This is a genomic window from Achromobacter sp. EG18, from assembly GCF_059759395.1.
Map to the genome: position 1 here is coordinate 5,054,007 of NZ_CM186213.1, position 22,712 is coordinate 5,076,718.

Annotated in this window: 20 protein-coding genes; 7 read left to right on the plus strand and 13 right to left on the minus strand. The window is 67.5% G+C overall.

The features are described 5' to 3' along the window. The first annotated feature begins 40 nt into the window (after nt 1-40). Genes AC6CR5_RS23265 through AC6CR5_RS23280 form a run of 4 tightly spaced genes read left to right on the plus strand, consistent with a single transcriptional unit; the run spans nt 41 to nt 3,037 of the window. On the plus strand, nt 41-868 hold the full coding sequence (locus AC6CR5_RS23265; protein WP_241060465.1) for an ABC transporter substrate-binding protein: 828 nt from the start codon (nt 41-43) through the stop codon (nt 866-868). Between the two features lie 28 nt (nt 869-896). Then, a complete protein-coding gene (locus AC6CR5_RS23270) occupies nt 897-1,598 on the plus strand; it encodes an amino acid ABC transporter permease (RefSeq protein ID WP_006388584.1) in 702 nt (233 codons plus the stop codon). After that, nucleotides 1,599-2,315 (plus strand): amino acid ABC transporter permease, encoded by a 717-nt coding sequence (locus tag AC6CR5_RS23275; protein ID WP_020925283.1) that lies wholly within the window; start codon nt 1,599-1,601, stop codon nt 2,313-2,315. It abuts the gene before it with no gap. Further along, the gene (locus AC6CR5_RS23280; protein WP_006388587.1) at nt 2,312-3,037 is read left to right on the plus strand and encodes an amino acid ABC transporter ATP-binding protein; all 726 of its coding nucleotides are present in this window, start codon (nt 2,312-2,314) and stop codon (nt 3,035-3,037) included. Before AC6CR5_RS23275 ends, AC6CR5_RS23280 begins: the two co-directional genes overlap by 4 nt. 899 nt (nt 3,038-3,936) lie before the next feature. On the opposite strand, the gene AC6CR5_RS23285 is transcribed toward AC6CR5_RS23280, so the two are convergent. The 13 genes from AC6CR5_RS23285 to mpl form a co-directional block, all read right to left on the minus strand. After that, entirely contained in the window at nt 3,937-4,770 is an 834-nt protein-coding gene (locus AC6CR5_RS23285; protein WP_107316693.1) for a symmetrical bis(5'-nucleosyl)-tetraphosphatase, read from the minus strand. Beyond that, on the minus strand, nt 4,767-5,945 hold the full coding sequence (gene lptG / locus AC6CR5_RS23290; protein WP_054473845.1) for an LPS export ABC transporter permease LptG: 1,179 nt from the start codon (nt 5,943-5,945) through the stop codon (nt 4,767-4,769). The genes AC6CR5_RS23285 and lptG overlap by 4 nt, the downstream gene beginning before the upstream one ends. A 91-nt stretch (nt 5,946-6,036) precedes the next feature. Next, a complete protein-coding gene (mtgA, locus tag AC6CR5_RS23295) occupies nt 6,037-6,771 on the minus strand; it encodes a monofunctional biosynthetic peptidoglycan transglycosylase (RefSeq protein ID WP_006388590.1) in 735 nt (244 codons plus the stop codon). Nucleotides 6,772-6,775: 4 nt separating this feature from the next. Then, nucleotides 6,776-7,639 (minus strand): shikimate dehydrogenase, encoded by an 864-nt coding sequence (gene aroE, locus AC6CR5_RS23300; protein ID WP_498085002.1) that lies wholly within the window; start codon nt 7,637-7,639, stop codon nt 6,776-6,778. Continuing rightward, the gene (locus tag AC6CR5_RS23305; protein ID WP_080981541.1) at nt 7,636-8,535 is read right to left on the minus strand and encodes a TonB family protein; all 900 of its coding nucleotides are present in this window, start codon (nt 8,533-8,535) and stop codon (nt 7,636-7,638) included. Before AC6CR5_RS23305 ends, aroE begins: the two co-directional genes overlap by 4 nt. 38 nt (nt 8,536-8,573) lie before the next feature. Further along, nucleotides 8,574-9,662 carry an ABC transporter ATP-binding protein gene (locus tag AC6CR5_RS23310; RefSeq protein WP_024067676.1) on the minus strand — a complete coding sequence of 363 codons (1,089 nt, stop codon included), beginning with the start codon at nt 9,660-9,662 and terminating at the stop codon, nt 8,574-8,576. Next, the gene (locus AC6CR5_RS23315) at nt 9,655-11,433 is read right to left on the minus strand and encodes an ABC transporter permease (protein ID WP_024067677.1); all 1,779 of its coding nucleotides are present in this window, start codon (nt 11,431-11,433) and stop codon (nt 9,655-9,657) included. The genes AC6CR5_RS23310 and AC6CR5_RS23315 overlap by 8 nt, the downstream gene beginning before the upstream one ends. A gap of 148 nt (nt 11,434-11,581) precedes the next feature. Then, on the minus strand, nt 11,582-12,679 hold the full coding sequence (locus tag AC6CR5_RS23320) for an ABC transporter substrate-binding protein (protein WP_006392747.1): 1,098 nt from the start codon (nt 12,677-12,679) through the stop codon (nt 11,582-11,584). A 197-nt stretch (nt 12,680-12,876) separates the two neighbouring features. Beyond that, the gene (locus tag AC6CR5_RS23325) at nt 12,877-15,363 is read right to left on the minus strand and encodes a sensor histidine kinase (RefSeq protein ID WP_498085003.1); all 2,487 of its coding nucleotides are present in this window, start codon (nt 15,361-15,363) and stop codon (nt 12,877-12,879) included. After that, nucleotides 15,350-16,021: a response regulator transcription factor gene (locus AC6CR5_RS23330; RefSeq protein ID WP_006388597.1), complete on the minus strand. Its 672-nt coding sequence runs from the start codon at nt 16,019-16,021 to the stop codon at nt 15,350-15,352. Before AC6CR5_RS23330 ends, AC6CR5_RS23325 begins: the two co-directional genes overlap by 14 nt. Before the next feature lie 988 nt (nt 16,022-17,009). Further along, nucleotides 17,010-18,917, minus strand: a complete 1,908-nt coding sequence (locus AC6CR5_RS23335) for a ribonuclease catalytic domain-containing protein (RefSeq protein ID WP_024067678.1) — start codon at nt 18,915-18,917, stop codon at nt 17,010-17,012. 65 nt (nt 18,918-18,982) lie between these two features. Beyond that, nucleotides 18,983-19,585 (minus strand): YqiA/YcfP family alpha/beta fold hydrolase, encoded by a 603-nt coding sequence (locus AC6CR5_RS23340; protein ID WP_054473793.1) that lies wholly within the window; start codon nt 19,583-19,585, stop codon nt 18,983-18,985. A gap of 50 nt (nt 19,586-19,635) precedes the next feature. Continuing rightward, nucleotides 19,636-21,006: a UDP-N-acetylmuramate:L-alanyl-gamma-D-glutamyl-meso-diaminopimelate ligase gene (gene mpl / locus AC6CR5_RS23345; RefSeq protein WP_006388600.1), complete on the minus strand. Its 1,371-nt coding sequence runs from the start codon at nt 21,004-21,006 to the stop codon at nt 19,636-19,638. Nucleotides 21,007-21,102: 96 nt separating this feature from the next. On the opposite strand from mpl, the gene AC6CR5_RS23350 reads away from it, so the two are divergent. The 3 genes from AC6CR5_RS23350 (at nt 21,103) to accB (ending at nt 22,707) form a co-directional block, all read left to right on the plus strand. Further along, nucleotides 21,103-21,633, plus strand: coding sequence for a TlpA family protein disulfide reductase (locus AC6CR5_RS23350; protein ID WP_006388601.1), 531 nt, complete (start codon nt 21,103-21,105; stop codon nt 21,631-21,633). Between the two features lie 89 nt (nt 21,634-21,722). Further along, complete coding sequence (gene aroQ, locus AC6CR5_RS23355) at nt 21,723-22,157, plus strand: type II 3-dehydroquinate dehydratase (protein WP_006388602.1); 435 nt, start codon at nt 21,723-21,725, stop codon at nt 22,155-22,157. An 88-nt stretch (nt 22,158-22,245) separates the two neighbouring features. Next, nucleotides 22,246-22,707: an acetyl-CoA carboxylase biotin carboxyl carrier protein gene (gene accB / locus AC6CR5_RS23360; RefSeq protein WP_006388603.1), complete on the plus strand. Its 462-nt coding sequence runs from the start codon at nt 22,246-22,248 to the stop codon at nt 22,705-22,707. Nucleotides 22,708-22,712: the final 5 nt, after the last annotated feature.

Below are 22,712 nucleotides of genomic sequence, written 5' to 3' on the forward strand. Positions count from 1 at the left end.
TTGTTGGCAGTACCCATACCTATATTTCAAGGGAATCGACATGAAGCACTGGATCATCACCTGCGCGGCCGCCATCGGCCTGGCCGCCACCCTGGCGCCCGCGGCCCACGCGGACACGCTGCAGGACATCAAGGCGCGCGGCAAATTCATCTGCGGCACCATGGGCACGGCCGAACCGTTCAGCTTCCAGGACCCCAAGACCCGCGCCATCGTCGGCTACGAGGTCGACATGTGCCAGGCGGTGGCCGACAGCCTGGGCGTGCCGCTGGAACTCAAGCTGATCGCGGTCGAGGCCCGCATTCCCGAACTGATCGCCGGCCGCGTCGACGTGGTCGCGGCCAACCTGGGCTGGAGCCCCGAGCGGGCGCAGCAGATCGACTATTCGCATCAGCATTTCGTGAGCCTGCAGAAGGTGCTGGCGCGTGAATCGGACAAGGACCTGAAGGCGCCCGCCGACCTGACCGGCAAGCGCGTCAGCGCGGTGCGCGGCTCCTCGTCGGAACAAGGCGCGCGCAAGTTCATCCCCAACGTCGAGCCGGTGACCTTCAAGGACCCCAGCGGCGCCTTCCTGGCGTTGCAGCAGGGCAAGGTCAGCGGCTTTGTCGGCTCCGAGCTGATGCTGGTCAAGCTCAAACAGCAGGCCGCGACCAGCGCAGTGCCGGCCAAGATCCTCGAACCCGCGCTGTTCGTGGAGCCGTGGGGCATGGGCGTGCGCCGCGGCGATACCGCGATGCTGAACCAGGTGAACAAGGTGCTGGACGGCCTGGAAGCCTCGGGCAAGGCGACGCAGATCTTCGACAAGTGGTTCGGCGTCGGCACCCAGTTCAACATGAAGCGCGACTTCCGCATCGAAGCGATCAAGGGTTGACGCGCCGCGCGCGCCGGAGCCTTCGCCGATGCATTACGTCTTCGACTTCTCCGCCATCTTCCAGGGGGAGTACCCGGCCTGGCTGCTCAGGGGGCTCGTCACCACCCTGGCGCTGGCCGGACTGGCCTGGATCCTGGCGTTCCTGGTGGGCAGCCTGCTGGCGGTCATCCGCCTGACGGGCTCGCCCGTGGCCAACGCGTTGATCGCGCTTTACGTGGCCTTCCATCGCAACGTGCCGATGCTGGTGCACATCCTGTTCTGGTATTTCGGCGTGCCGGCCCTGCTGCCACAGGTCGCCACCGACTGGCTCAACACACATGGCAGCGAGTTCATCCTGTCGTGCATCGCCATCGGCCTGGTGATGTCGGCCTATGTCTGCGAAGACCTGCGCAGCGCGGTGCGCGGCATCCCGCCGGGCCAGGTCGAGGCGGCGCGCGCGCTGGGCCTCGGTTTTCTGCGCACCATGCGCTGCGTGGTGCTGCCGCAGGCCTTCCGCATCGCCATCCCGCCGCTCTTGAACCAGACGCTGTTGCTGGTCAAGAACACCAGCCTGGCCATGGCCATCGGCGTGGCCGAGCTGACCGCCGCCGGCCGCGAGATCGAGAACTACACGTTCCGCACCTTCGAGGCCTACGCGGTGGTGACGGCGATCTACCTGCTGCTGTCGTTCCTGATCATGGGCGGCGGCGCGCTGCTGCAGCGGCGCTACCGTCCGCTGGGAGGCCATTGAATGTGGGATATCCTCAAAGACAACTGGCTGCTGCTGCTCATCGGCCAGTATCCGCATGGCCCGATCGGCGGCCTGGCCGCCACGCTGGGCCTGGCCGCCGTCAGCCTGGCGCTGGCCCTGCCTTGCGGCGTGCTGCTGGCGCTGGGCCGCATCAGCCCATACCGGGCGCTGCGCTGGCCGGCCTCGGCCATGGTGTACCTGGTGCGCGGCCTGCCGCTGCTGATGTTCATCTTCTGGGCCTACTTCTTCGTGCCGCTCATCATCGGCCGGCCGGTGGCGGGCACCACGACGATGGTGGTGGCGCTGGTGTGCTACGAAAGCGCCTACCTGGCCGAGATCATCCGCGCCGGCATCCAGGCGCTGCCCCCCGGCCAGCAGGAGGCCGGCCGCGCGCTCGGCCTGTCGTACATGCAGACCATGCGCCGGGTGATTCTGCCGCAGGCGCTCTACAACATGCTGCCCAGCATGCTGAGCCAGTTCGTCTCGACCGTGAAGGAAACCTCGCTGGCCTACGTGATCAGCGTGCAGGAACTGACGTACGCCGCCAACCAGATCAACAGCGTGCTGCTGACCAAACCGTTCGAAGTGTTCGCGTTGCTGGCGCTGACTTATTTCATCCTGAATTTCGGCCTGAGCGCCCTGGTGCACCTGACCGAAAAGCGCATCGGCAGCCGCCGCGCCGGCCGCGCACCCGTTCCCAAGGTGGTCCCGACATGATCCGATTTTCCGAAGTGCAGAAGTGGTACGGCGACTATCAGGCGCTGGCCGACGTGACCGCGCAGGTGCGCCGCGGCGAGGTGGTGGTGGTGTGCGGCCCGTCCGGATCGGGCAAGTCGACACTGATTCGCACCGTGAACCGATTGGAGCCCATCCAGAAGGGCGTGATCGAGGTCGATGGCCAGGACATCTACGGCGGCAAGGTGCACCTGGACACGCTGCGCAGCCACATCGGTTTCGTATTCCAGCAGTTCAACCTGTTTCCGCACCTGTCGGTGCTGGAGAACCTGATGCTGGCGCCGCTGCAACTGAAACGCGCCCGCCGTCCAGAGGCGCGCGAACGGGCGATGCAATTGCTCGACCGCGTTGGCCTGGCGCACAAGGCCGAGGCCTATCCGGCGCAGTTGTCCGGCGGCCAGCAGCAACGCGTGGCGATCGCGCGGGCGCTGGCGATGAATCCGCCGGTGATGCTGTTCGACGAACCGACCAGCGCGCTGGATCCCGAGATGGTGGGCGAGGTGCTGCAGGTGATGAAGGGCCTGGCTCGCGACGGCATGACCATGGTGTGCGTGACGCACGAGATGGGGTTTGCGCGGGAGGTGGCCGATACGGTCTGGTTCATGGATGCGGGGCGGATTGTGGAGGTGGCTGGGCCGGAGGCGTTTTTCGGTCGGCCGGAGACGGAGCGGGCGCGGAAGTTTCTGGCTGAGATTCGGAGGTGAATGGGGTGTTGCGCTTGGGGTTGGGTTCTTGAGGCGCGCGTGTCGGGGTCGGTGGGGGATGGCGGGGCTACGATTGCGGTCCGGAGCGTTCGCTCCGGACTTCCCCTTCGTCATCCTCGTTGCCGCCTGCCGGCGGCTGCCTTCGGATTCCCTCGGGCGCATCTACACGCCCCGCCATCCCCCACCGACCCCGCCACGCGCTCGCGATGAGACGTAATGACGGTCTCTGGGACGAGCGGTGTGCTTGGCGTTTTGGCGCACATCGGGGCTGGAGAGGAGGGTCTTGCGGGGCCCGCCGCAAGCCGGCCGCGCGGGCGGCCTTTTGCGGCTTACGCGATGTCTTGCGTCGGAATGATGACGCTCTCGCGTGTGGGATAGGCCGAATCGCTTGCTATTGAAAGCTGCTGGCACCACGCCTGTTTGTGGTCGGCGCGAGAGGTCGTCACGCGCAAAACGCTTGACGCCGCGCCGAGCACCACCGCCCCTCCCCCTGACGTGCGGAATCATTAAAAAACCGCACGCCGCCAGCGCGCAGCGCACCCGCAACACAGTCAAATGGACAGACGCCAGTTGTGGCCGCCCGCGCGGCCGCAACTGGCAGCCCTGCAGGTTCCATTCCCCGCACACAGGTCTAGCAGCGCGACAAGCCTAGATACGCGTAGCCCCTCGGGCGGGCGGACCCGGTGGCGGGCAACCTCGATGCGCCCGACGGAATCCGAAGGAGTCGCCGAAGGCGAGGACGAGGATGGGGCAGTCCGGAGCGAACGCTCCGGACCGCAATCGTGGGCGCCCGCCATCGGGTCCGCCCGACCGAGGGGCGACCTACGAAGATCAACGACGACGCCAAAAAAACACCAAACCCCAAAGCAGCAGCAGAAAAAACCCGCCACCAAGCACAATCACTCAGCCAACGGATCCTGAAACTGCGAACACTTAACCTGCACCAGCTTCCGATCCTGCAACCGCAACGCCGTCAACGCCCCACCCCATACGCATCCCGTATCCAGGCAGATCACATCCGGCCGCACCATCAGCCCCAGCGTCGACCAATGGCCGAACACCGTCGTCACGTTGCGCGTCGCGCGGTTCGGCACGTCGAACCACGGCACCAGGCCCGCCGGCCAGGCGCCCGGCGTCACCTTGGTCGCGAACTCCATATGGCCATTCGGCGTGCACAGGCGGATGCGCGTCAGCGCATTGATGATCACCCGCATCCGCTTGCCGCCCTTGTGGTCTTCCTTCCACGTGGCCGGCTCGTTGCCGTACATCTTCTGCAGCGCCTTCTGCCAGTTCGGGCCGCGCAGCGCATCCTGCACCTCGGCCGCCAGCGACAGCGTCTTGGCCACGTCCCACTTGGCCAGCGTGCCCGCGTGCACCATCAGGTGCTCCTGCTCGAAATGCGCCAGTGGCCGCGAGCGCAGCCAGTCGATCAGCTCGGCCGAATCCGGCGCCCGCAGGATCTCGTCCAGCGTGTCCGACTTGGACGGCTTGCGTACGCCCGCGGCGGCCGCCAGCAGGTGCAGGTCATGGTTGCCCAGCACCACCGTGGCGCGGTCGCCCAGGTCGATGATGCGGCGCAGGGTCGCCAGCGATTGCGGGCCACGGTTGACCAGATCCCCGGCGAACCAGAAGCGCGACTTTGGATCGCCGACCAGTTCGGGGTGGGACAGCAAGCGATCCAGCGGCGAGCAGCAACCTTGCACGTCGCCGATCATCCAGATACTGCCGTTCATGCGGGACTCTTGCTCCAGGGCCAACGTTGTTGGACGATACGGGTGATGGTGTGGCGGTACTCCATATAGCTCATGGCGCCCAGCGCCAGGGCCATGGCGCCGATGTTCGGCCCCAGGGCGGTGAGCCAGGGCGGCCACTTGCCCAGCATGCCTACGTTCAGCGCCAGCTGGTTGAGCATGAAGAAGCCCACGCCCAGCAGGATGCCGATGAACACCTTGGCGCCCACGCCGCCACGGCGCGTCTGCATCAGGCCGATGGGGGCGGCGATGGTGATCATCACCAGCAACGTGAACGGATACGCCAGTTTGCGCCACAAGGCGACCACCTGTCGACCATATTGCAGCTGGTTGTTGCGCAAATAATCCACATAGTCCAGCAGCGTCACGATCGACATGCGCTCGGGGGTCAGGACCCGCGCCAGCAGGCGTTCCGCGCTCAGGGTGGTGTCGACCGTGCGCTCGGGCAGCTTGACCACCACCGCCGGGGGATTCTTGGGCGGACGGGCGTCGGCCAGCGTTTCGGCGGCGTTGTCGTCCAGGCGGGTTTCCGAGACGTCCTTGAGGACCAGGTCGCCGTGGGCGAACAGGCCATTGGGCGCGGTCGACAGCACCGACAGCGTCAGGTCCTTCTTGAATTCGTAGAGGGTAACGCCGGTGACCTGGCCGTCGCCCTGCAGCGCGGCGATGTTGATGATGCGGGTGCCGCCGTTGGCCGTGGGTTCCTTGAACCAGTAGCCGCTGTTCAGGCGGTCGCCGCCGGCCTTGCCGCGGAACATCAGGTTGGCCTCGCCGGATTTCATCTCGGCCCAGGGGGTGACGTACTCGGACAGCAGGGCGGCCCCGATCATCAGCGGGATGGTGACGATCCAGAGCATGCGCAGCAGGCGCATGCCGCTGACGCCCGAGACCCGCAGGATCACCAGCTCGTTGCGCTGGGCCAGGCCGGCCAGGGCCAGGATGGCGCCAATCAGCAGGCCGATGGGCAGCAGGTCGTAAAGTCGGGTCGGGATGGCCAGCGCCTGCATGTACAGCAGGGCCATCATGGAGAACTTGTCACCCACGTTGTCCAGGTCGTCCACCAGTGCGAAGAACGTGAAAAGACCCAGCAGGGCCATAAGGACCACTGCGCAAGAGCGATAGATCTCGCGGGCCAGGTAGCGACGGGCGGTACGCATGTAAGGGACGAAGGAGCGCGTAAACGTGAAAGCTTAACAAATCCGGCCGCCCAAGGTGGGCGGGAACCGGTCCGGATGGCGGGTTTCCGTATCAGGGGATGTCGACCATCTGCATCCGCCGGGTCAGGGTGTACACGCGCGAATTCAGGTAGTTGGAATTGCGGTGGCTGTCATAGAAGCGCGGATTGGGCAGCATGGCCGCCAGACGGGCCGACTGGCTGGCTCCCAGGTTGGCCGCCGGCACGTTGAAATAATGCCTGGCGGCCGCCTGGGCGCCGAACACGCCGGTGCCCCATTCCGCCACATTCAGGTACAGCTCCAGGATGCGTTCCTTGGTCATGACGTGTTCGATCATGTAGGTCAGCACCAGTTCCTGGCCCTTGCGCAGGTAGCTGCGGGAGCTGGACAGGAACAGGTTCTTGGCCAGCTGCTGGGTGATGGTCGAGCCGCCGCGCATCTTGCTGCGTCCGGCCGCTTCCTGTTTCTGGTTGTATTCCCAGGCCTTGCGGATGGCATCCCATTCGACGCCGTCGTGTTCCGTGAAGTTGGAATCCTCGGACGCTACCACCGCCCGCTTCAGGTTGCGGTTGATCTTGTCATAGGGCACCCACTCGTACTTCAGCTGGAAATCGGGGTTGCCGTCGCGCAGGCGCGCCAGTTCCTCGCGCATGATGGCGCTGCTGCCGGGGTTCTGGTAGTTGTACCAGACCACCAGCCCGAACAGCCAGAACTGGTAGAGCAGCACCGCGCACACCAGCGCCATCAGCGTGCCGGTGATGATACGGAACCAGGAGCGGCGCTTGCCGCTCTTGCCGCGGGCGGCCATGCCCTCAGGTCCCGGCCATGAGCGCCTCGCGCAGCGCCGTCAGCACCGGGGCGGGGTCGGGCCGCACCCCGTGCCAGATGAAGAAACTCTCGGCCGCCTGGCCGACCAGCATGCCGAGGCCGTCGGCCGTCAGCGCGGCGCCATCCTGGCGCGCCTGGCGCATGAACGCCGTCGGCTGGGCGCCGTACATCATGTCGTAGGCGGCGGCGCCTTCGGCGTACAGGCCGGCGGGCAGATCGGGGGCGGCGTCCTGCAGCCCGCTGGCGGTGGCGTTGACGACCAGGTTCCAGCCGCCGGGCAGGGCGGCGTCGGGCAGGCCGCCGGCGGTAACGCGGGTCTGCGGCTCGGCGCCCGTCTCGCGCCAGCTTTCGGCCAGCTCCAGGGCGCGGGCAGCGGTGCGGTTGACGATATGGATGCGGGCGCAACCGGATTGCGCCAGCGGTTGCAGCACGCCGCGGGCGGCCCCGCCCGCGCCCACCAGCAGCACCGAGGCGCCGCTCAGGCGCACGCCCAGGCGCAGCAGGTCGGAAACCAGGCCGACGCCGTCGGTGTTGCAGCCGTGCCAGGCGCCGTCGCGCCAGGACAGGGTATTGACCGCGCCCGCCAGCCGCGCGCGGCTGGACAGATGCCCCGAGGCCAAGGCATAGGCTTCCTGCTTGAACGGCACCGTTACATTCAGCCCCAGGCCGCCCTCGGCGGCGAACCCGGCCACGGCCGCCGTGAAGCCGTCCACCGGCGCCAGCAGGCGCTCATAGCGCAGCGGCTTGCCGGTCTGGTGGGAAAACAGGGCGTGGATCTGGGGCGAACGGCTGTGCGCGATGGGGTTGCCGATCACGGCATAGCGGGCAAGAGGGGGCGCCTCGGTCATGGGGCTTCGGTTTCCAGGGTGTCGTTGACGAAATGCCAGGTGCGGGTGATGACCAGCACATCGGTGTCGCGCGCGATGTCGGGCGGGAACGGCGGAAACGGCGCGGCCAGTTGCACGATGCGGCGGGCGGCCTGGTTCAGCACCGCGTGCGGCGACGGCTGGTCGATCTCGACATTGGCGATGCTGCCGTCGGCCCGCACCGATACGGTGATGCGCAGCGAACCGTAGATGCGGCCGCGGGCTTCGTCGGGATAGTGCTGGGTGCCGACCGCCTCGATGCGCGCGCGCCAGGCATCCAGGTAGGCGGCGTAGCGCGAGGCCTGGGCGGAGGGCGCCACGAACTGCTTGCGCGGTTCGGCGTTGTATTGCTGGACCTTGGCCGCCAGGGCGGCGACCTGGGCGTTCTGGATGACGCTGGCCTGGTCCTCGGCGTCCTTGCCCCGCTCGTTGCCGTCTGGCCAGGGGTTGACGGCCTGGCGCTCGGCGCCGGCCTTGTCGGCGGCCCGCAGCTGGGTCATCAGGCGGGTCTGCTCGGCCTCCAGCTGGACCTGGCGCTTGCGCATGGCCTCGAGCACGATGGTCTCGGCCGAGGCGCCGGTCTGGGGCAGCGGGGTGGTGGCCAGGCCGCGTTCGGCGTTGCCGCCGCCGCTCATCTGGTTCTGCGCCTGGGCGCGCGGCGTGTCGGGCGGGGTTTCGCTGCGCGCATTGAGCAGCACGATTTCCAGGCTGGTGGCCGGCGGGCGCGACAGGGCGGGCGCGCCGAAGCGCCACGCCAGCGCGCCGGCGTGCACCAACAGCGAAATCGCGATGCCGATGCGCAGGTAGTGCTGGGCGGGCGCGCCCAGCCACCGCAGCGGCCGGCTCAGCGGGAAGGGGGAGTCAGCGAGGCGTTGCACGCACGCATTGTAGAGCCACTCCGCCCGCCGCCGTCACCCTACTTGGCCGGGCGCGGGAACACCCACACCTTGCCGGCCGGCAGCGCCAGGCGGCAGGGGCCGGGTTCGCGGCCCTCGGGGCCGTAGGCGCGCAGCGCCAGGGTATTTGCCGGATCCGCGTCGGGGGTGCGGAACAGGTATTCCCAGCGGTCGCCCAGGTACATGCTGGTCAGCAGCGGCATGTCGATGTGGTTGCCGTCGGGATCGTCCGCCAGGCGGACCTGTTCGACCCGGATCACGGCGGTGGCGTCCTGGCCCGCGGCTACCCCTTCGCCGGCCTGGCCCCACAGCGCCCAGCCGCGGCCCTCGATGCGGGCGCGGCCATCACGCACTTCGGTGACCTTGCCGTCCAGGCGGTTGTTGCTGCCCATGAACTCGGCGGTGAACAAGGTCTTGGGCGCGCCGTACATCTCCTGCGGCGTGCCCTGCTGCTCGATCTTGCCGTTGTTCAGCAGCAGGATGCGGTCGGAAATCGCCATGGCTTCGCTCTGGTCATGCGTCACCATCAACGCCGACAGGCCCAGGCGGATGATCAGCTCGCGCAGGAAGGCGCGGGCCTCCTCGCGCAGCTTGGCGTCCAGGTTGGACAGCGGCTCGTCCAGCAGGATCACGGGCGGGCTGTAAACCAGGGCGCGGCCGATGGCCACGCGCTGCTGCTGGCCGCCGGACAGCGCGTGCGGATGGCGCTGGCCCAGCTTGCCCAGGCCGAGCTGGTCCAGCACCGCCTGCACGCGTTCGCGCACTTCGCCCGACGGCACCTTGCGCAGCTTGAGCGGGTAGGCGACGTTGTCGAACACGGTCTTGTGCGGCCACAGGGCATACGACTGGAACACCAGGCCCAGGTTGCGCTCCTCGGCCGGAATCTCCTGGCGCGCCGCGCCGTCGTAGACGGTGCGATCGCCGATGGTGATGCGGCCGCGCTTGGGGCCTTCCAGGCCGGCAACGGCGCGCAGCAGGGTGGTCTTGCCGCTGCCCGAGGGGCCCAGCAGCGACACCACCTCGCCCTGGCGCAGTTGCATCGACACGCCCTTGAGCACCGGGTTGTCGCCGTAATCCAGGTGCAGGTCTTCTACAGAAAGCTCAATCATGAAGTTTGACTCCGAATCGCAGGGCGATGCCCAGGCCGATCACGACCAGAACGATATTGATGAAGGAAAGCGCGGCCACGATGTCGATGGCGCCCGAGGCCCACAGCGATACCAGCATGGAGCCGATGGTCTCGGTGCCGGGCGACAGCAGGTAGACGCCGGTGGAGTATTCACGCTCGAAGATCAGGAACATCAGCAGCCACGAACCGATCAGGCCGTACTTGGCCAGCGGCACGGTGACGTGGCGCGTGACCTGGCCGCGGCGCGCGCCGGCGCTGCGGGCGGCTTCTTCCAGTTCGGGGCCGACCTGCAGCAGCGTCGACGAGATCAGCCGCAGGCCGTAGGCCATCCACACCACCGTGTAGGCCAGCCACACGCTGAAAATGGTGCTGCGCATGGCGCGCAGCCATTCGACGAAGTTCTCGCGCGCCCACTCGGCAAACGGCAGTCCCGACAGCCAGCCGCCCAGGTCGGCGTCGAGCGCGTTGTCCAGCCACATCGGCACGAACAGGAACACCCACAGGAAGGCCAGGCCCGCCAGCAGGCCGGGCACGGCGCGCGGCACCAGCACGCTGTAGTCCATGAAGCGCGTGACGTTGTCCGGCTTGCGATGCATGGCCAGGCCGACGAAGGTGTAGCAGATCACCGCCAGCGCGCCGCCGAACACGCCGATGGCCACCGAGTTGACGATCGCGCGCATCAGGTTGGGTTGCGAGAACACGGTGCGGAACGCGTCCAGCGACAGCACGTCGAACAGCGACACGCCCATGCCCCAGTTGGACACGAAGGCGCGCAGCAGCACGCCCAGCAGCGGCACCACGATGGTGACCAGCAGCCAGAACGCCACCACGCCGCCGGCCACCCAGCGCCACTTGCCCAGCGGCAGCGGACGGGCGCGCGAGGCCTTGCCCTTGACGGTGACGAAGCGGTTGGCGGTGCGCATCAGGCGGCGCTGCAGCATGACCAGCGGAATCGTCATGCAGATCAGCACCACGGCCACCGCGGCCATCAGGTGGTACGAGGGGATGCCGAGCTTGTTGGTCAACTTGTACAGGTAGGTGGCCAGCACCAGGTTGCCTTCGGGGTCACCCAGCACCAGCACCAGGCCGAACACTTCCAGGCCCAGGAAGAACAGCAGCACGGTGGCGTACAGCATGGCCGGCCGCACCATCGGCAGGCTCACCGACACCATCACGCGCAGCGGCGAGGCGCCGCTGACGCGCGCCGCCTCCTCGACGTCCGAGCCCATGCTGCGCAGCGCCGACGAAATGTACAGGTAGGCGTGCGGCACGTGCGTCAGGCCGGCGATGATGACGATGCTGGTCAGCGAATAGACGTTCCAGGGCACGAAACCCAGGATGTTCTGCGCCCAGGTCGAGAAGAAGCCGACCGGGCCCGCCGCCACCACGTAGCCGAAGCCCAGCACCATTGGCGACACGAAGATCGGCACCAGGATCAGCGGTTCGATCCAGCGCCGGCCCGGCAGGTCGGTGCGGATCATCAGGAACGCCAGCATGCCGCCCAGCGGAATGGCGATGATGGCCAGCCCGAACGCCAGGATGAAGCCGCTTTTCAGCGCCTTGTAGAAATCGGGGTCCGCGAAGATGAAGCGGAACGCATCCAGGCTGAAGACCTTGGACGGCGTGAAGAAGGGCGCGGATAGAAAGCTCTGGATGATGATGAACGACAGCGGCACGTAGATGGCCAAGGCTGTGATCAGCACCACCACGCCGCGTGGCAGGGACTGCCATTTTCTGCGCAATGACTGCATGGGGAAATCCTGTTATCTCGATAGACGCGGGCCGCGCCCGTGGGCCATGAACACCCGGCCCGCGGGCGGCCTGGCGGGCGGCGGTGCTACGCCCGTCCGCGTGCTTGCGGCCGGGGGCGCGCGGCCCCCGGCTGTACCGGCGACAGCCTTATTTGCCGGCGGCGGCGCGCCAGTCCTTGATGAACTGCAGGCGCTTGTTCTGCTCCAGGTAGTCGAGCAGGGTCTCGTTGACCGGGATCGGCTTGAGCGAGGCGCCCAGCTTCTTGGTCATGCCGTCGACGTCGTTGTCGCCTTCGATGTCGTCGCGGACCGACGCCAGGTCGGCCTGGTTGGCCATGATTTCCTGGCCCTTCTGCGACAGCAGGTAGTCCATCCACAGCTTGGCGGCGTTGCGGTTCTTGGCCTTCTTGCTGATGAACGCCACGCGCGACAGCACCAGCGCGTAGTCGGTCGGGTAGGCCACGCCCAGCGACGGATCGGTCTTGGCGCGGGTCTCGGCGTACGAGCCCAGGATGTTGTAGCCGACCAGGTTCTCGCCCGACGAGACGCGTTCCATCATGGTGCCGGTGGACGACTGCACGATCAGGCCGCCCTTGGCGATGTCCTTGAGCGTCTCGAAGTACTTGGGATCGTTGGCCTTGTCCTGCACCGCCAGCATGAAGCCCACGGCCGACTTCTCGATGTCGTAGGTGGTGACCTTGTTCTTGAACTTGTCCGGCTGGCTGGCGATCAGCTTGGCCAGGGCGCCGTGCGTGGTCGGCACTTCGTTGGCCGGGATCAGGCGCTTGTTGTAGATGAACACCGCCGGTTCGTAGGTGGTGCCGTAGGCCGAATCCTTCCACACCGCCCAGGCCGGCAGCTTGCCGATCTCGGGCGACTTGTACTGCAGCGCGTAGTCGGTGGCCAGCTTGAGGGCCGAGTCCATCGACGAGCTCCAGACGATGTCGCCGCTGCTGCCGCCCGCCGCCTGCTCGCTGATGTAGCGGTTGTACAGCTCGGTGCTGTTCATGTCGTTGTATTCGACCTTGACGCCGGGATACAGCGCTTCGAAGCCCTTGATGATGGGGCCGGCCGCCTTGGTGTCGGTGGTCGAGTAGATCACGACCTTGCCTTCCTTCTTGGCGCCGTCGAGGATCTTCTGGTAGTCGGCCGGGTAGCCCGCGGGCACTTGCTGGGCGTAGGCGCTGCCGGCGGCGATGGCGAAGGCTGCGGCGCAGGCGGCCGCCAGTCTGGACTTGGCAAGCATGTCTTGTCTCCGTTTGGAATTGGTATCGACAGGCGCATGGACCTGTTGGCGTCCATCTTAGGATTCGGCGTCTGTCGTCGTCCTGTCATGGGGCGACAGCCGGGGTAGGGGTAATCCCGGTGTTCGCGCAAGCGGCCGATCTTTTGGGGGCGGCCATTCGCCTGCCTTGCCGCGCGCGAGTCCGGGGCCGCCGCGTCCTACGGCCGTTCGGGCGTGTCGGTGACCAGCCGGATCCAGTTCTGCACGAAGCGCGAATGGCGCCGCTGGTCCAGCCCCACCAGCAACGCCGGCGACAGCACCACAGGCTGCACGATGCCCTGCGAGCGCGCCAGCACCGCCTCGGAAGTCCAGCGGCCGGGCGTGTCCTCCATGATCGAGCCGAGCGCCGCGTGGCTGGACGCCACCTGCTGGCCGGCAGGCGACAGCAGCCAGTCGACCAGCGCGCGCCCCAGGTCGGGGTTGGGCGCGCGCCGCGCGATAAGCACCGAGCGCGCCAGCACCAGCACGTAGTCCTGCGGGAACACCACGCCGATCTTCGCGCCCGCCGCCTGGCGCGACAGGGCGTACGATCCGAGGATGTTGTAGCCCAGGTCCATCTCGTCGTTCTCGATGGCATCGAGCAGTTCGGCGCTGGTGGCCGACAGCCGCACGCCAACCTGGCCGAAGGCGTTGGCCAGGCCCCAGAAGTTCGACGACACCAGCTCGTCCTGCTCGGCCATCAGGTAGCCCACGCTGCTGCGCGAGATGTCGTAGGTGCCGACGCGGCCATGCAGCCGAGCGCGGTCGTGCTCCAGCGTGCGTAGCAGGTCCTGGCGCGAGCGCGGCACCGTGGCCTCGGTGTAGCGCTTGGGGTTGTAGACGATCACGGCCGGCTCGAAGGTGAAGCCGTAGACCTCGTTGCGCCACACCGCCCACGATGGCAGCCGCGCGGCATAGGGAGAGGTGTAGCGCTGCGCGTAGCCGTCGTTGGCCAGGCGGATCTGCAGGTCCGAGGCCGAACTCATCAGCACGTCCACGTCCTTGAGGCGGTCCTCGATCGCCGCTTCGTACAGTTCGCGGCTGCCCATCTCGCGGTAGACCACGGTGACGTCGGGCCGCTGCGCCTGGAAGCCGAGGATCAGCGGCGCCACCACCGGTGTGTCGGTGGGGCCGGCAATGGTCAGCACGCGTGATGACGGCTGCGGCGCGGGATAGCGGGTGACGATCTCAGGGACCTCGGCGGCGCGCACGTCTGCCGGCGCGGCGGACAGCAGCAGGAACGCCGCGCCGACTACGCCTATCCATCCCGCCAGCCCGCGTCCCGTCCGCTGGCGCGCCAGGGGCAGGATGACGCGCGCCGACAGGCCGCCGCCGGCCCGGTCCTGCAGCCATAGCGAGCCGCCGTGCGCTAGCGCGACCGATCGCACGATGGCCAGCCCGAGGCCCGAGCCGGGCTGCGATTCACCGGTGCGCCCGCGCGTGAAGCGTTGCTGCACGGCTTCCTTTTCATCGTCGGCGATGCCGGGGCCGCGGTCGGACACCGTCAGCGCCACGCGATACCCCGCCACCGGCGTCGCCTGGATGTCGACGTTGCCCTGCGGCGCATAACGCAGGGCATTGTCCACCAGGTTGCGCAGCATCTCGCGCAGCGCCACGCGATCGCCCGCGATGCGGGCACGGCGCACCTCGGGGGCGATCTCGATGCGCAGGCGCTGCGCCTCCAGCGGCCCGATGCGGCGCCGGGTTTCGTTGATGGTCTCGGCCACGCCCACCGGCGCGCGCGCGCCCTTGCCCAGCCGGTGTGTGATGGTGGCGTCCATCAGCAGCTGGTTGATGAGCTGGCTGGCGTGGGTGGCATTCTGGTGGATGCGGCCCAGGCGCTCGTGCAGGCGCTTGGGGTCGGTTTCGTCCAGCGCCACTTCGGCCTGGGCGCGCAGCGAGGCCAGCGGCGTGCGCACCTGGTGCGCGGCATCGGCAACCAGGGTGTTGAGAGTGTCCATGATGCCGGACAGGCGTTGCATGAAGGCGTTCAGGGCCTCGACCAGGCGTCGCACCTCGGTCGGCACCGGCGTGACCAGCGGCGCCAGGTCATCCGGCGCCCGGTGCCGCAATTCGCCTTCGACCACGGCCAGCGGCGCGAAGGCGCGCTGCACGCCGAACCACAGCAGGCCCAGCGCGACCAGCGACACCACGATCAGCGGCAGCACGCTGCGGCCCAGGATCTCGTCGGCCAGCTCCTCGCGCGAGCCCAGTGTCTCGGCCACGCGCACGGTGACCCAGCCGGCGTGTTGGCTGGCTGACACCAGCCGTCCCACCGTGGCCACGCGCACCGGCTCATCGTGATAGCGCAGATAGGCGAACACCGGCGTGGCCGACTGCGCCAGCGGCAGGCCGGGCGCCAGGTCGGCATAGCCGGTGATGAGCCGGCCGTTGGACGCGCGGGCTTCGTAGAACACCCGTTCGCTGCCCGACAGCATGGCCAGCGACGATACCGGCGGTTCGACCGTGACGCCGTTGTCCTCGATCTGCACGGAGCCGGCAATCGTCAGCGCCGACGCCGCCAGCAGCCGGTCGAAGGCCTGTTCGGCGGCGCGTTGGGCATAGTCGCGCAGGAAGAACACCAGCCCGATGAGCGCGCAGGCGAGCAATGCCGCGCCCAGCGTGAAGACGCGGCGGCGGATCGAGAAGCTGTCAGGCAGGGTCATGGCTGCGGGCCTGGTAGCCGACGCCGCGCACGGTGACGATATCGATGGAGGCGCCGGCCAGTTTCTTGCGCAGGCGCGAGATCAGCAGTTCCAGCGCGTTGAGGGAACCGTCGTCCAGGTCGAACAGCTGGTTCATGAGCCGTTCCTTGGCCACGGTCTGGCCCAGCTTGCCCAGCAGGATCTCCAGCAGCCGGAACTCGCGCCGGCCCAGTTCCAGCGGCGCGCCGGCCAGCGTGACGTGGCGATTGGCCAGGTCCAGGCTCAGGTTGCCGTAGGCGGTGACGCTGCTGGTCTGCCCGGCCGGGCGCCGCAGCAGGGCGCGCAGCCGCGCTTCGAGTTCGCGCAGGTCGAAGGGCTTGACGAGATAGTCGTCGGCGCCCAGGTCGAGCATGTCGATCTTGTCTTCGATTTCGGAACGGGCGGTCATGACCAGCACGGGCGCTTCCAGCCCGGCGGCGCGCAGTTCGCGGATGACGCTGAAGCCGTCCTTGCCGGGCAGGTTGATGTCCAGCACCAGCGCATCCCATGTTTCGTCCAGCCCCCAGCGCAGCGCGGCGACGCCGTCGCGCACCCACTGTACGCTATGGCCCGCCGAACGCAGTTTGCTCTCCACGGCATCGCCCAGGTCGAGGTTGTCCTCGACCAGCAGAATGCGCATGTCCGTCCTCCGATATCGATTGTGATTTTTTCGGGAGTTTAACGGGAGGTTTTGGTGCTGTCGCTGTCGGGGGGGGTAGTGTTCTTTTGGCCGCCCGTGGCGTCGGCAGCCGGTGGGGCGCGGGGCTACGATTGCGGTCCGGAGCGTTCGCTCCGGACTGCCCCTTCGTCATCCTCGTTGCCGCCTGCCGGCGGCTGCCTTCGGATTCCCTCGGGCGCATCTACACGCCCCGCGCCCCACCGGCCGCCGACGCCACGGGCTACAGCGTGATCACTTCACCGGCGCGGGGGCGAATCGTGTGCTTGGTGTTCTGGCGGCAGACCGGGGCGGGACGGAAGATTTGGCGGGGCCGCCAAAACCGGCCGCGCGGGCGGCCTTCTTTGGCGTTTGGGGGGAAGGTCGGGCGAGATGCGGAGGAATCGGTGAGGCAATGCCGGCGGTCCTCCGTTTGGAAGAATCCGGGATGCATCGCCAAGCATCTTCCCCGTCAGCCGTTCTTCCTCAGATCAGGCGCGCGCCAAGCCCGTCACGCGCAAGCCAGCCCCCATCGCGCGCCGCCACTCTCTTCCCCCCGACTGGACGGCACCCCAAGCAAGCAACCCGCCACCCGCGCGCAGCGCCAACGCGCCAAACCAAGACACCGCGTAAGTTGCGGGCGGCCGCCCGCGCGGCCACCCGCAACGGGCATCAGCAATCTCGTGAAGTTTCCTCGCTCTTGCAGCGCCACAGGCCAAGAAAAACGTAGCTCGTCTGGCGGGCGGCCCGGGCGGCGGGCAACCTCGATGCGCCCGACGGAATCCGAAGGCAGCCGCCGGCAGGCGGCAACGAGGATGAGGCAGGGGGGGGCCGCCGAGGCCAGTCCGGAGCGAACGCTCCGGACCGCAATCGTGGGCGCCCGCCGCCCGGGCCGCCTGCCAGACGGGCGGCCTAAGAAAGACCCTCCGAAGTCAGCGGAAAAAGCCCAAAGACAGGCAGACCAACCGCCACCCTAAGCAGCAGCCTCTTCAGCCGCCGGCCCCACCTGCCCCACATACCGGCAATCCAGCTCCAGCGACAACTCATCCATCCCCAGAATCTCCACCTCCACCGCCGTCCCGCGCTCCAGCTCGGGCATCCCCCCGATCCGGGTGACGAGCGGGCAGTTGGCGAAGCGCACCAGGTCTTCGCGCAGCACGTGCGCCACGGTGCGGGTGATGTTGTGCTGCTTGAGCCAGCGCAGGCACCAGTAGCGCTCCATCGCGCTCTGGAACTCGGCCCAGGCCGCGTATTGCGCGTCGAACGCGCCGATGATCGCGAACAGATCCGCGTCGCGCGGCTTGAAGGGGGCCACCAGGCGCGCCGAGACGCCGTGCTCGACCGCGGCGATCAACTGCCACTGGTTCACCAGGTCGACGTAGCGGCGCAGCGGCGACGTGCTCCAGGCGTATTGCGGCACGCCAATGGCTTCGTGCGGCAGCGCCTGCGTGCTCATGCGCACGCGGCCGGCCTGTTGCGAGCGGTAGATGCCCGGCACGCCATGCTGGTTCAGCAGGCCGCCCCACAGATTGTTGGCCAGGATCATGTACTCGGCCACCATCCGGTCCAGCGGGGCGTTGCGCTGGCGCGGCACCAGGCGCACCGGGGTGTCGGGATCGTCGGGGTCGCCGTCCAGGTAGAAGCTGTACTCCACCCGCGAATTGTTCTCGGGCTTGCCGCGCACGTTCTCGCGCTGCGCCGACAGCGCCTGCGCCAGCTTCCACAGCGGGCGCAGCCAGTGGCCGTAGGGCAGGTCAGTGGAAGTGTCGTTCAGGCTGTCTTCGGTGACCTGGGCGTCCAGCATGTTGTGGCGCAGGTTTTCGCGCACCACCACGCGCTCCAGGCGCGTGTCGGATTCGATGACCTCGCCGGTCTCCGGGTTGGCCACCACGTACAGCGACAGCACCGGCACCTCGCGGCCCGCGTCCAGCGAGAAGGCCTTGATGACGTTGTCGGGCTGCATCGGGATCTTGTCGCCCGGCATGTAGACCGTGGACAGACGCGCGCGCGCCAGCTTGTCGAATTCGCTGTCGCGCGTCACCGTCAGGCCGGGCGCGGCCACGTGGATGCCGACGCGCAGATTGCCGTCGGGCAGGGTGGAAACCGACAGGGCGTCGTCGATCTCGGTGGTGGTGACGTCGTCGACCGAATAGATCTCGGCGTCCGACAGCGGCAGTTCGCGGTCGATCGGCGGCAGTTCCAGCTCGGGAAAGGCCAGGCCCCGGGGAAAGTTCACCGCCAGGAAGCGGCGCTTGTGCAGCGCCAGGGCGTGCGGCCAGGCGCCCAGTTCCAGCAACAGGCGGTCGGGGCTCTTGCCGAGCCTGGCGCAGGCGGCGTCCAACGCCTTCCATTGCTGCGAATTCTTGTCGGGCCGGATCAACAGCGATTCGGCGACCTGGGCGATGGGCTCGGGCAGGCGGCCGGCGGCCATCTCGTCCACCCATTCCTGCTGCTGCTCGGCCTGGCGCTGTTTCTTTTCCAGCGCGGCCAGGGCGGCGGCCAGGATGTCGGGCGGGGCAGGGCGGTAACTGCCCTTGCCGCGGCGGTGGAAATAGGCGGGCGCGCCATGCAGGCGCATCAACAGGGCGGCCTGCTCGACCGGGGTGGGGGCGTGGCCGAAATAGTCGGCCGCCAGGGCCGGGGACTCGAATTCCTCCTGGGGCGCGCATTCCCACAGAAATTGCAGGTCCAGGGTTTCGGCCAGCGCGGCCGCCTGGGCCATCAGCGCGGCGGGTTCGGGCGCGGCGAAATTGAACAGCGTATTGGCGCGCTTGATCTTGCTGCGCTTGCCCGACTCCGACTCCACCTGGAGGCTGGCGTCGGTTTCGGACAGGATATGGCCGGCCTTGAAGCTGCCGTCGTCTTCGTAAAACACATACATGGTGAGGGTCGTCCTGGGCGGCGCGCACGCGCCGCCTTGCGCAGCAATATAAAGAGTGTTGAGAGTTATCTGGGGTCGGTTGGAGCGCAGCCAAGGGCGAATTCGAGCACCTCGGGCATCCAGTCGGCGAAATCCGACAGGCCATGGTCGCTGCCGGCCACGATGCGCTGCCGGCAGCCCGCATAGCGGTCACGCATTTCGCGCCAGTCCAGCACCTCGTCGCCGGTCGCCGCCACCAGGAAATACCGGTCCGGCTGGCTGATCCGGCTGACGTGCAGGGCGGCCAGTTCCTCCACGTATCCGGGCAGGAACTGGAATGGCGCGTCGGAATGATACATGCGGTGTTCGCCCACCTGGGTCGCCAGGTCCCGAGCCGCCTCGACCGCCGGGTTGAGCAGCACCGCCTTGCAACCCAGTTGCTCGGCCAGCCAGGTCGCGTAGAAACCGCCCAGCGACGAGCCGACCACGGTCAGCGCGCGCGGCTCGGTGGCACGCGCCAGTTGCTGGCGGGCGATGCCCAGCGCCAGATCGACGGCCTCGCGCGGGCTGGCCGGCAATTGCGGGCAGGCCCAATCGCCTTCCCGCCCGCGCGCGGCCATGGCGTCGGCCATCATGCGGGCCTTGAACGACGTCGGCGAGGAACGAAAGCCGTGCAGGTAAAGGATCATTTCGTGCCTTTCCGAGGGATCTGCCTGTTGCGCGGCGGGGGCGCGGCCGTTCAGCCGCGCGCCTCCAGGGCCGTCAACAGCTTGCCGTGGATGCCGCCGAAGCCGCCGTTGCTCATCACCAGCACCTGGTCGCCAGGCCGGGCGGCCTGCACGACGGCCGCCACCAGGGCGTCGATGTCATCGTAACTGGAGGCGCGGTCGCCCAGCGGCGCCAGCACTTCGGCCGGGTTCCAGCCCAGCGCGTGCTTGCCGGCGCGGGCGCCGAAGCAGAACACCAGGTCGGCGTCGCGCAGGGAATCGGGCAGCCGGGCCGCCATGGCGCCCAGCTTCATGGTGTTGGAACGCGGTTCCAGCACGGCCAGGATACGGGCCGGGCCGACCTGGCGACGCAGGCCTTGCACCGTGGTGGCGATGGCGGTGGGGTGGTGGGCGAAGTCGTCGTAGACCTTGACGCCGTTGACCGTGCCGCGCAGTTCCATGCGGCGTTTCACGCCGCCGAAACGGCTCAGGGCCGCCACGCCTTCGGCCGCCGGCACGCCGGCGTGTTCGGCGGCGGCCAGCGCGGCCAGGGCGTTCATGCGATTGTGCTCGCCGCCCAGGGCCCAGCGCACGGTTCCCACGGCGGCGCCATTGCAGCGCACCTCGAAGGCGCCGTCGGCATCGGGCGCGTCGGCCTGCCAGGCGCCGTCGGCGCCGAACGTGACGGTTTCGGACCAGCATCCGCGCGCAATCACCCGGTCCAGCGCGTCGGAGTGGGCGGGGCGGATGATGCGGCCGGAAGCCGGGATGGTGCGTACCAGGTGGTGGAATTGGGTTTCGATGGCCGCCAGATCCGGGAAGATGTCCGCGTGATCGTATTCCAGGTTGTTCAGGACGGCGGTGCGCGGGCGGTAGTGGACGAACTTCGAACGCTTGTCGAAGAAAGCCGTGTCGTATTCATCCGCCTCGATCACGAAGGGGCGGCGCGCGGGGTCGTAGCGCGCCGATACGTGCAGGTCCGGCGCGACGCCGCCGATCAGGAAGTTGGGGGCGAGCCCCGCGGCTTCCAGGATCCAGGCCAGCATCGAACTGGTGGTGGTCTTGCCGTGGGTGCCGGCCACCGCCAGCACATGGGCGCCGGGCAGGATGTTGTCGCCCAGCCATTGCGGGCCCGATACGTAGCGGGCGCCGGATTCCAGGATGGCTTCCATCAGCGGATTGCCGCGGCTGACCACGTTGCCGATCACGTACAGGTCCGGCTTGAGGGCCATCTGTTCGGGGCCGAAGCCCTCGATCAGCTCGATGCCCTGTTCGGACAACTGGGTGCTCATGGGCGGATAAACGCCCGCGTCGCAACCCGTGACCTTGTGGCCGGCGGCGCGCGCGATCAGCGCCAGGCCGCCCATGAACGTACCGCAGATGCCAAGAATATGCAGATGCATTGAAAAATCTCCTGCCTGCATTGTATATATAGGCAGCGGTCAAGCGCCGTCCAGGCCGCGGCGGCGCAAACCGGCCGCAACGGTTATGATCGCGCCATGAATCGACGCCTACTCCTTTCCGCCGCCGTGGCCGTGGCCGCCACGGTCGCGGGTGGCTACACCCTGCTGGGCCGCAACAAGCCCCAGCCCGCGGCGCCCGCCGCCGAGGATCCCGTCGCCGCCCTGATGCAGTTGCAATTGCCCGACCTGAACGGCGCGACCCAGTCGCTGGCCGCCTGGAAGGGCCAGCCCATCGTGGTCAATTTCTGGGCAACCTGGTGCGCGCCTTGCGTCAAGGAAATGCCCGAACTCGACGCGTTGCAGAAAAAATATCCGCAAATCAAGTTTGTCGGCATCGGCGTGGATTCTGCCGCCAACATGCAAAAATTTGTCGAGAAAGTACAGGTTTCCTATCCGTTGTGGGTCATCGGCGCCGGCGCCATCGATACCTTGCGCAAGCTGGGAAATCCGAGCGGCGGCCTGCCGTTTACCATTGTTTTCAACGCAGATGGCAGCATTAACCGGAAGATATTGGGTGAAATCCAGCCCGATGACCTCGACCGGACGCTCTCTGGTTTAAAGGCGTAAGTCTGTTGGACAAATAGTAGGAATTGGCGTAAAAAGCTGGTTTATCGGCTGTTTTGCCAACAATTGGCAATCCACTCATTGGCAAGCGCATGGCGCAAAACATACTGGTATTGCATGGCCCGAATCTGAACCTGCTCGGCACCCGGGAACCTCACATCTACGGCAGCCTCACGCTGTCCCAGATCAACGAGGGCCTGGAGCGGCTGGCCGGTGATTTGGGCGCCACGCTGAGCGCGTGGCAAGGCAATCACGAAGGCGCGCTGGTTGACCGCATTCAGGCGGCCCGGCAAGACGGCACCGATTTCATCATCATCAACGCGGCGGCATATACGCACACCAGCGTCGCGATCCGCGATGCGCTGGCCGGGGTCGCGATCCCATTTATTGAAGTACATTTGTCCAACCTGTATAAGCGAGAGCCCTTCAGGCATCACTCATACCTGTCCGACTTGGCGGTAGGCCTCATCAGCGGCCTGGGCGCGGACGGTTACGAAGCGGCTCTGCGTTACGCAGTGCGGCATTGATCTCGCACCAACTCTCAGCTTTTACATCTTATATGGCGCGGACCCGACGACCGGGACGTTGCCGACACTATCTCGGGAAGCAGCTTCTATGGACCTTCGAAAACTCAAAACCCTGATCGACCTGGTGGCTGAATCGGGCATCGCCGAGCTGGAAATCACCGAAGGCGAAGGCAAGGTTCGCATCGTCAAGTTCTCGCAGACCCTGCAGCCGGTGGCCTACCACCAGCCGGAAGCCGGCGTCGCCGTCGCCCCGGTTGCGCCCGCCGCCCCGGCCGCGCCCGCCGCCGCCGCGGCCGAAGCCGCTCCGGTGATCCAGGGCCACGTGGTCAAGGCGCCGATGGTCGGCACCTTCTACCGCTCGCCGAACCCGGGCGCCGCGCCGTTCATCGACGTGGGCCAGTCGGTCAAGGAAGGCGATCCGCTGTGCATCATTGAAGCCATGAAGCTGCTCAATGAAATCGAAGCCGACAAGTCCGGCGTCATCAAAGAAATCCTGGTCGAAAACGGCGAGCCCGTCGAGTACGGTCAACCCCTGTTCGTCATTGGCTGATAGCT

Coding starts and splice junctions, on each gene's coding strand:
- AC6CR5_RS23265 (WP_241060465.1), top strand. CDS start 41: ATGAAGCACTGGATCATCACCTGCGCGGCCGCCATCGGCCTGGCCGCC.
- AC6CR5_RS23270 (WP_006388584.1), top strand. CDS start 897: ATGCATTACGTCTTCGACTTCTCCGCCATCTTCCAGGGGGAGTACCCG.
- AC6CR5_RS23275 (WP_020925283.1), top strand. CDS start 1,599: ATGTGGGATATCCTCAAAGACAACTGGCTGCTGCTGCTCATCGGCCAG.
- AC6CR5_RS23280 (WP_006388587.1), top strand. CDS start 2,312: ATGATCCGATTTTCCGAAGTGCAGAAGTGGTACGGCGACTATCAGGCG.
- AC6CR5_RS23285 (WP_107316693.1), bottom strand. CDS start 4,770: ATGAACGGCAGTATCTGGATGATCGGCGACGTGCAAGGTTGCTGCTCG.
- lptG (WP_054473845.1), bottom strand. CDS start 5,945: ATGCGTACCGCCCGTCGCTACCTGGCCCGCGAGATCTATCGCTCTTGC.
- mtgA (WP_006388590.1), bottom strand. CDS start 6,771: ATGGCCGCCCGCGGCAAGAGCGGCAAGCGCCGCTCCTGGTTCCGTATC.
- aroE (WP_498085002.1), bottom strand. CDS start 7,639: ATGACCGAGGCGCCCCCTCTTGCCCGCTATGCCGTGATCGGCAACCCC.
- AC6CR5_RS23310 (WP_024067676.1), bottom strand. CDS start 9,662: ATGATTGAGCTTTCTGTAGAAGACCTGCACCTGGATTACGGCGACAAC.
- AC6CR5_RS23315 (WP_024067677.1), bottom strand. CDS start 11,433: ATGCAGTCATTGCGCAGAAAATGGCAGTCCCTGCCACGCGGCGTGGTG.
- AC6CR5_RS23320 (WP_006392747.1), bottom strand. CDS start 12,679: ATGCTTGCCAAGTCCAGACTGGCGGCCGCCTGCGCCGCAGCCTTCGCC.
- AC6CR5_RS23325 (WP_498085003.1), bottom strand. CDS start 15,363: ATGACCCTGCCTGACAGCTTCTCGATCCGCCGCCGCGTCTTCACGCTG.
- AC6CR5_RS23330 (WP_006388597.1), bottom strand. CDS start 16,021: ATGCGCATTCTGCTGGTCGAGGACAACCTCGACCTGGGCGATGCCGTG.
- AC6CR5_RS23335 (WP_024067678.1), bottom strand. CDS start 18,917: ATGTATGTGTTTTACGAAGACGACGGCAGCTTCAAGGCCGGCCATATC.
- AC6CR5_RS23340 (WP_054473793.1), bottom strand. CDS start 19,585: ATGATCCTTTACCTGCACGGCTTTCGTTCCTCGCCGACGTCGTTCAAG.
- mpl (WP_006388600.1), bottom strand. CDS start 21,006: ATGCATCTGCATATTCTTGGCATCTGCGGTACGTTCATGGGCGGCCTG.
- AC6CR5_RS23350 (WP_006388601.1), top strand. CDS start 21,103: ATGAATCGACGCCTACTCCTTTCCGCCGCCGTGGCCGTGGCCGCCACG.
- aroQ (WP_006388602.1), top strand. CDS start 21,723: ATGGCGCAAAACATACTGGTATTGCATGGCCCGAATCTGAACCTGCTC.
- accB (WP_006388603.1), top strand. CDS start 22,246: ATGGACCTTCGAAAACTCAAAACCCTGATCGACCTGGTGGCTGAATCG.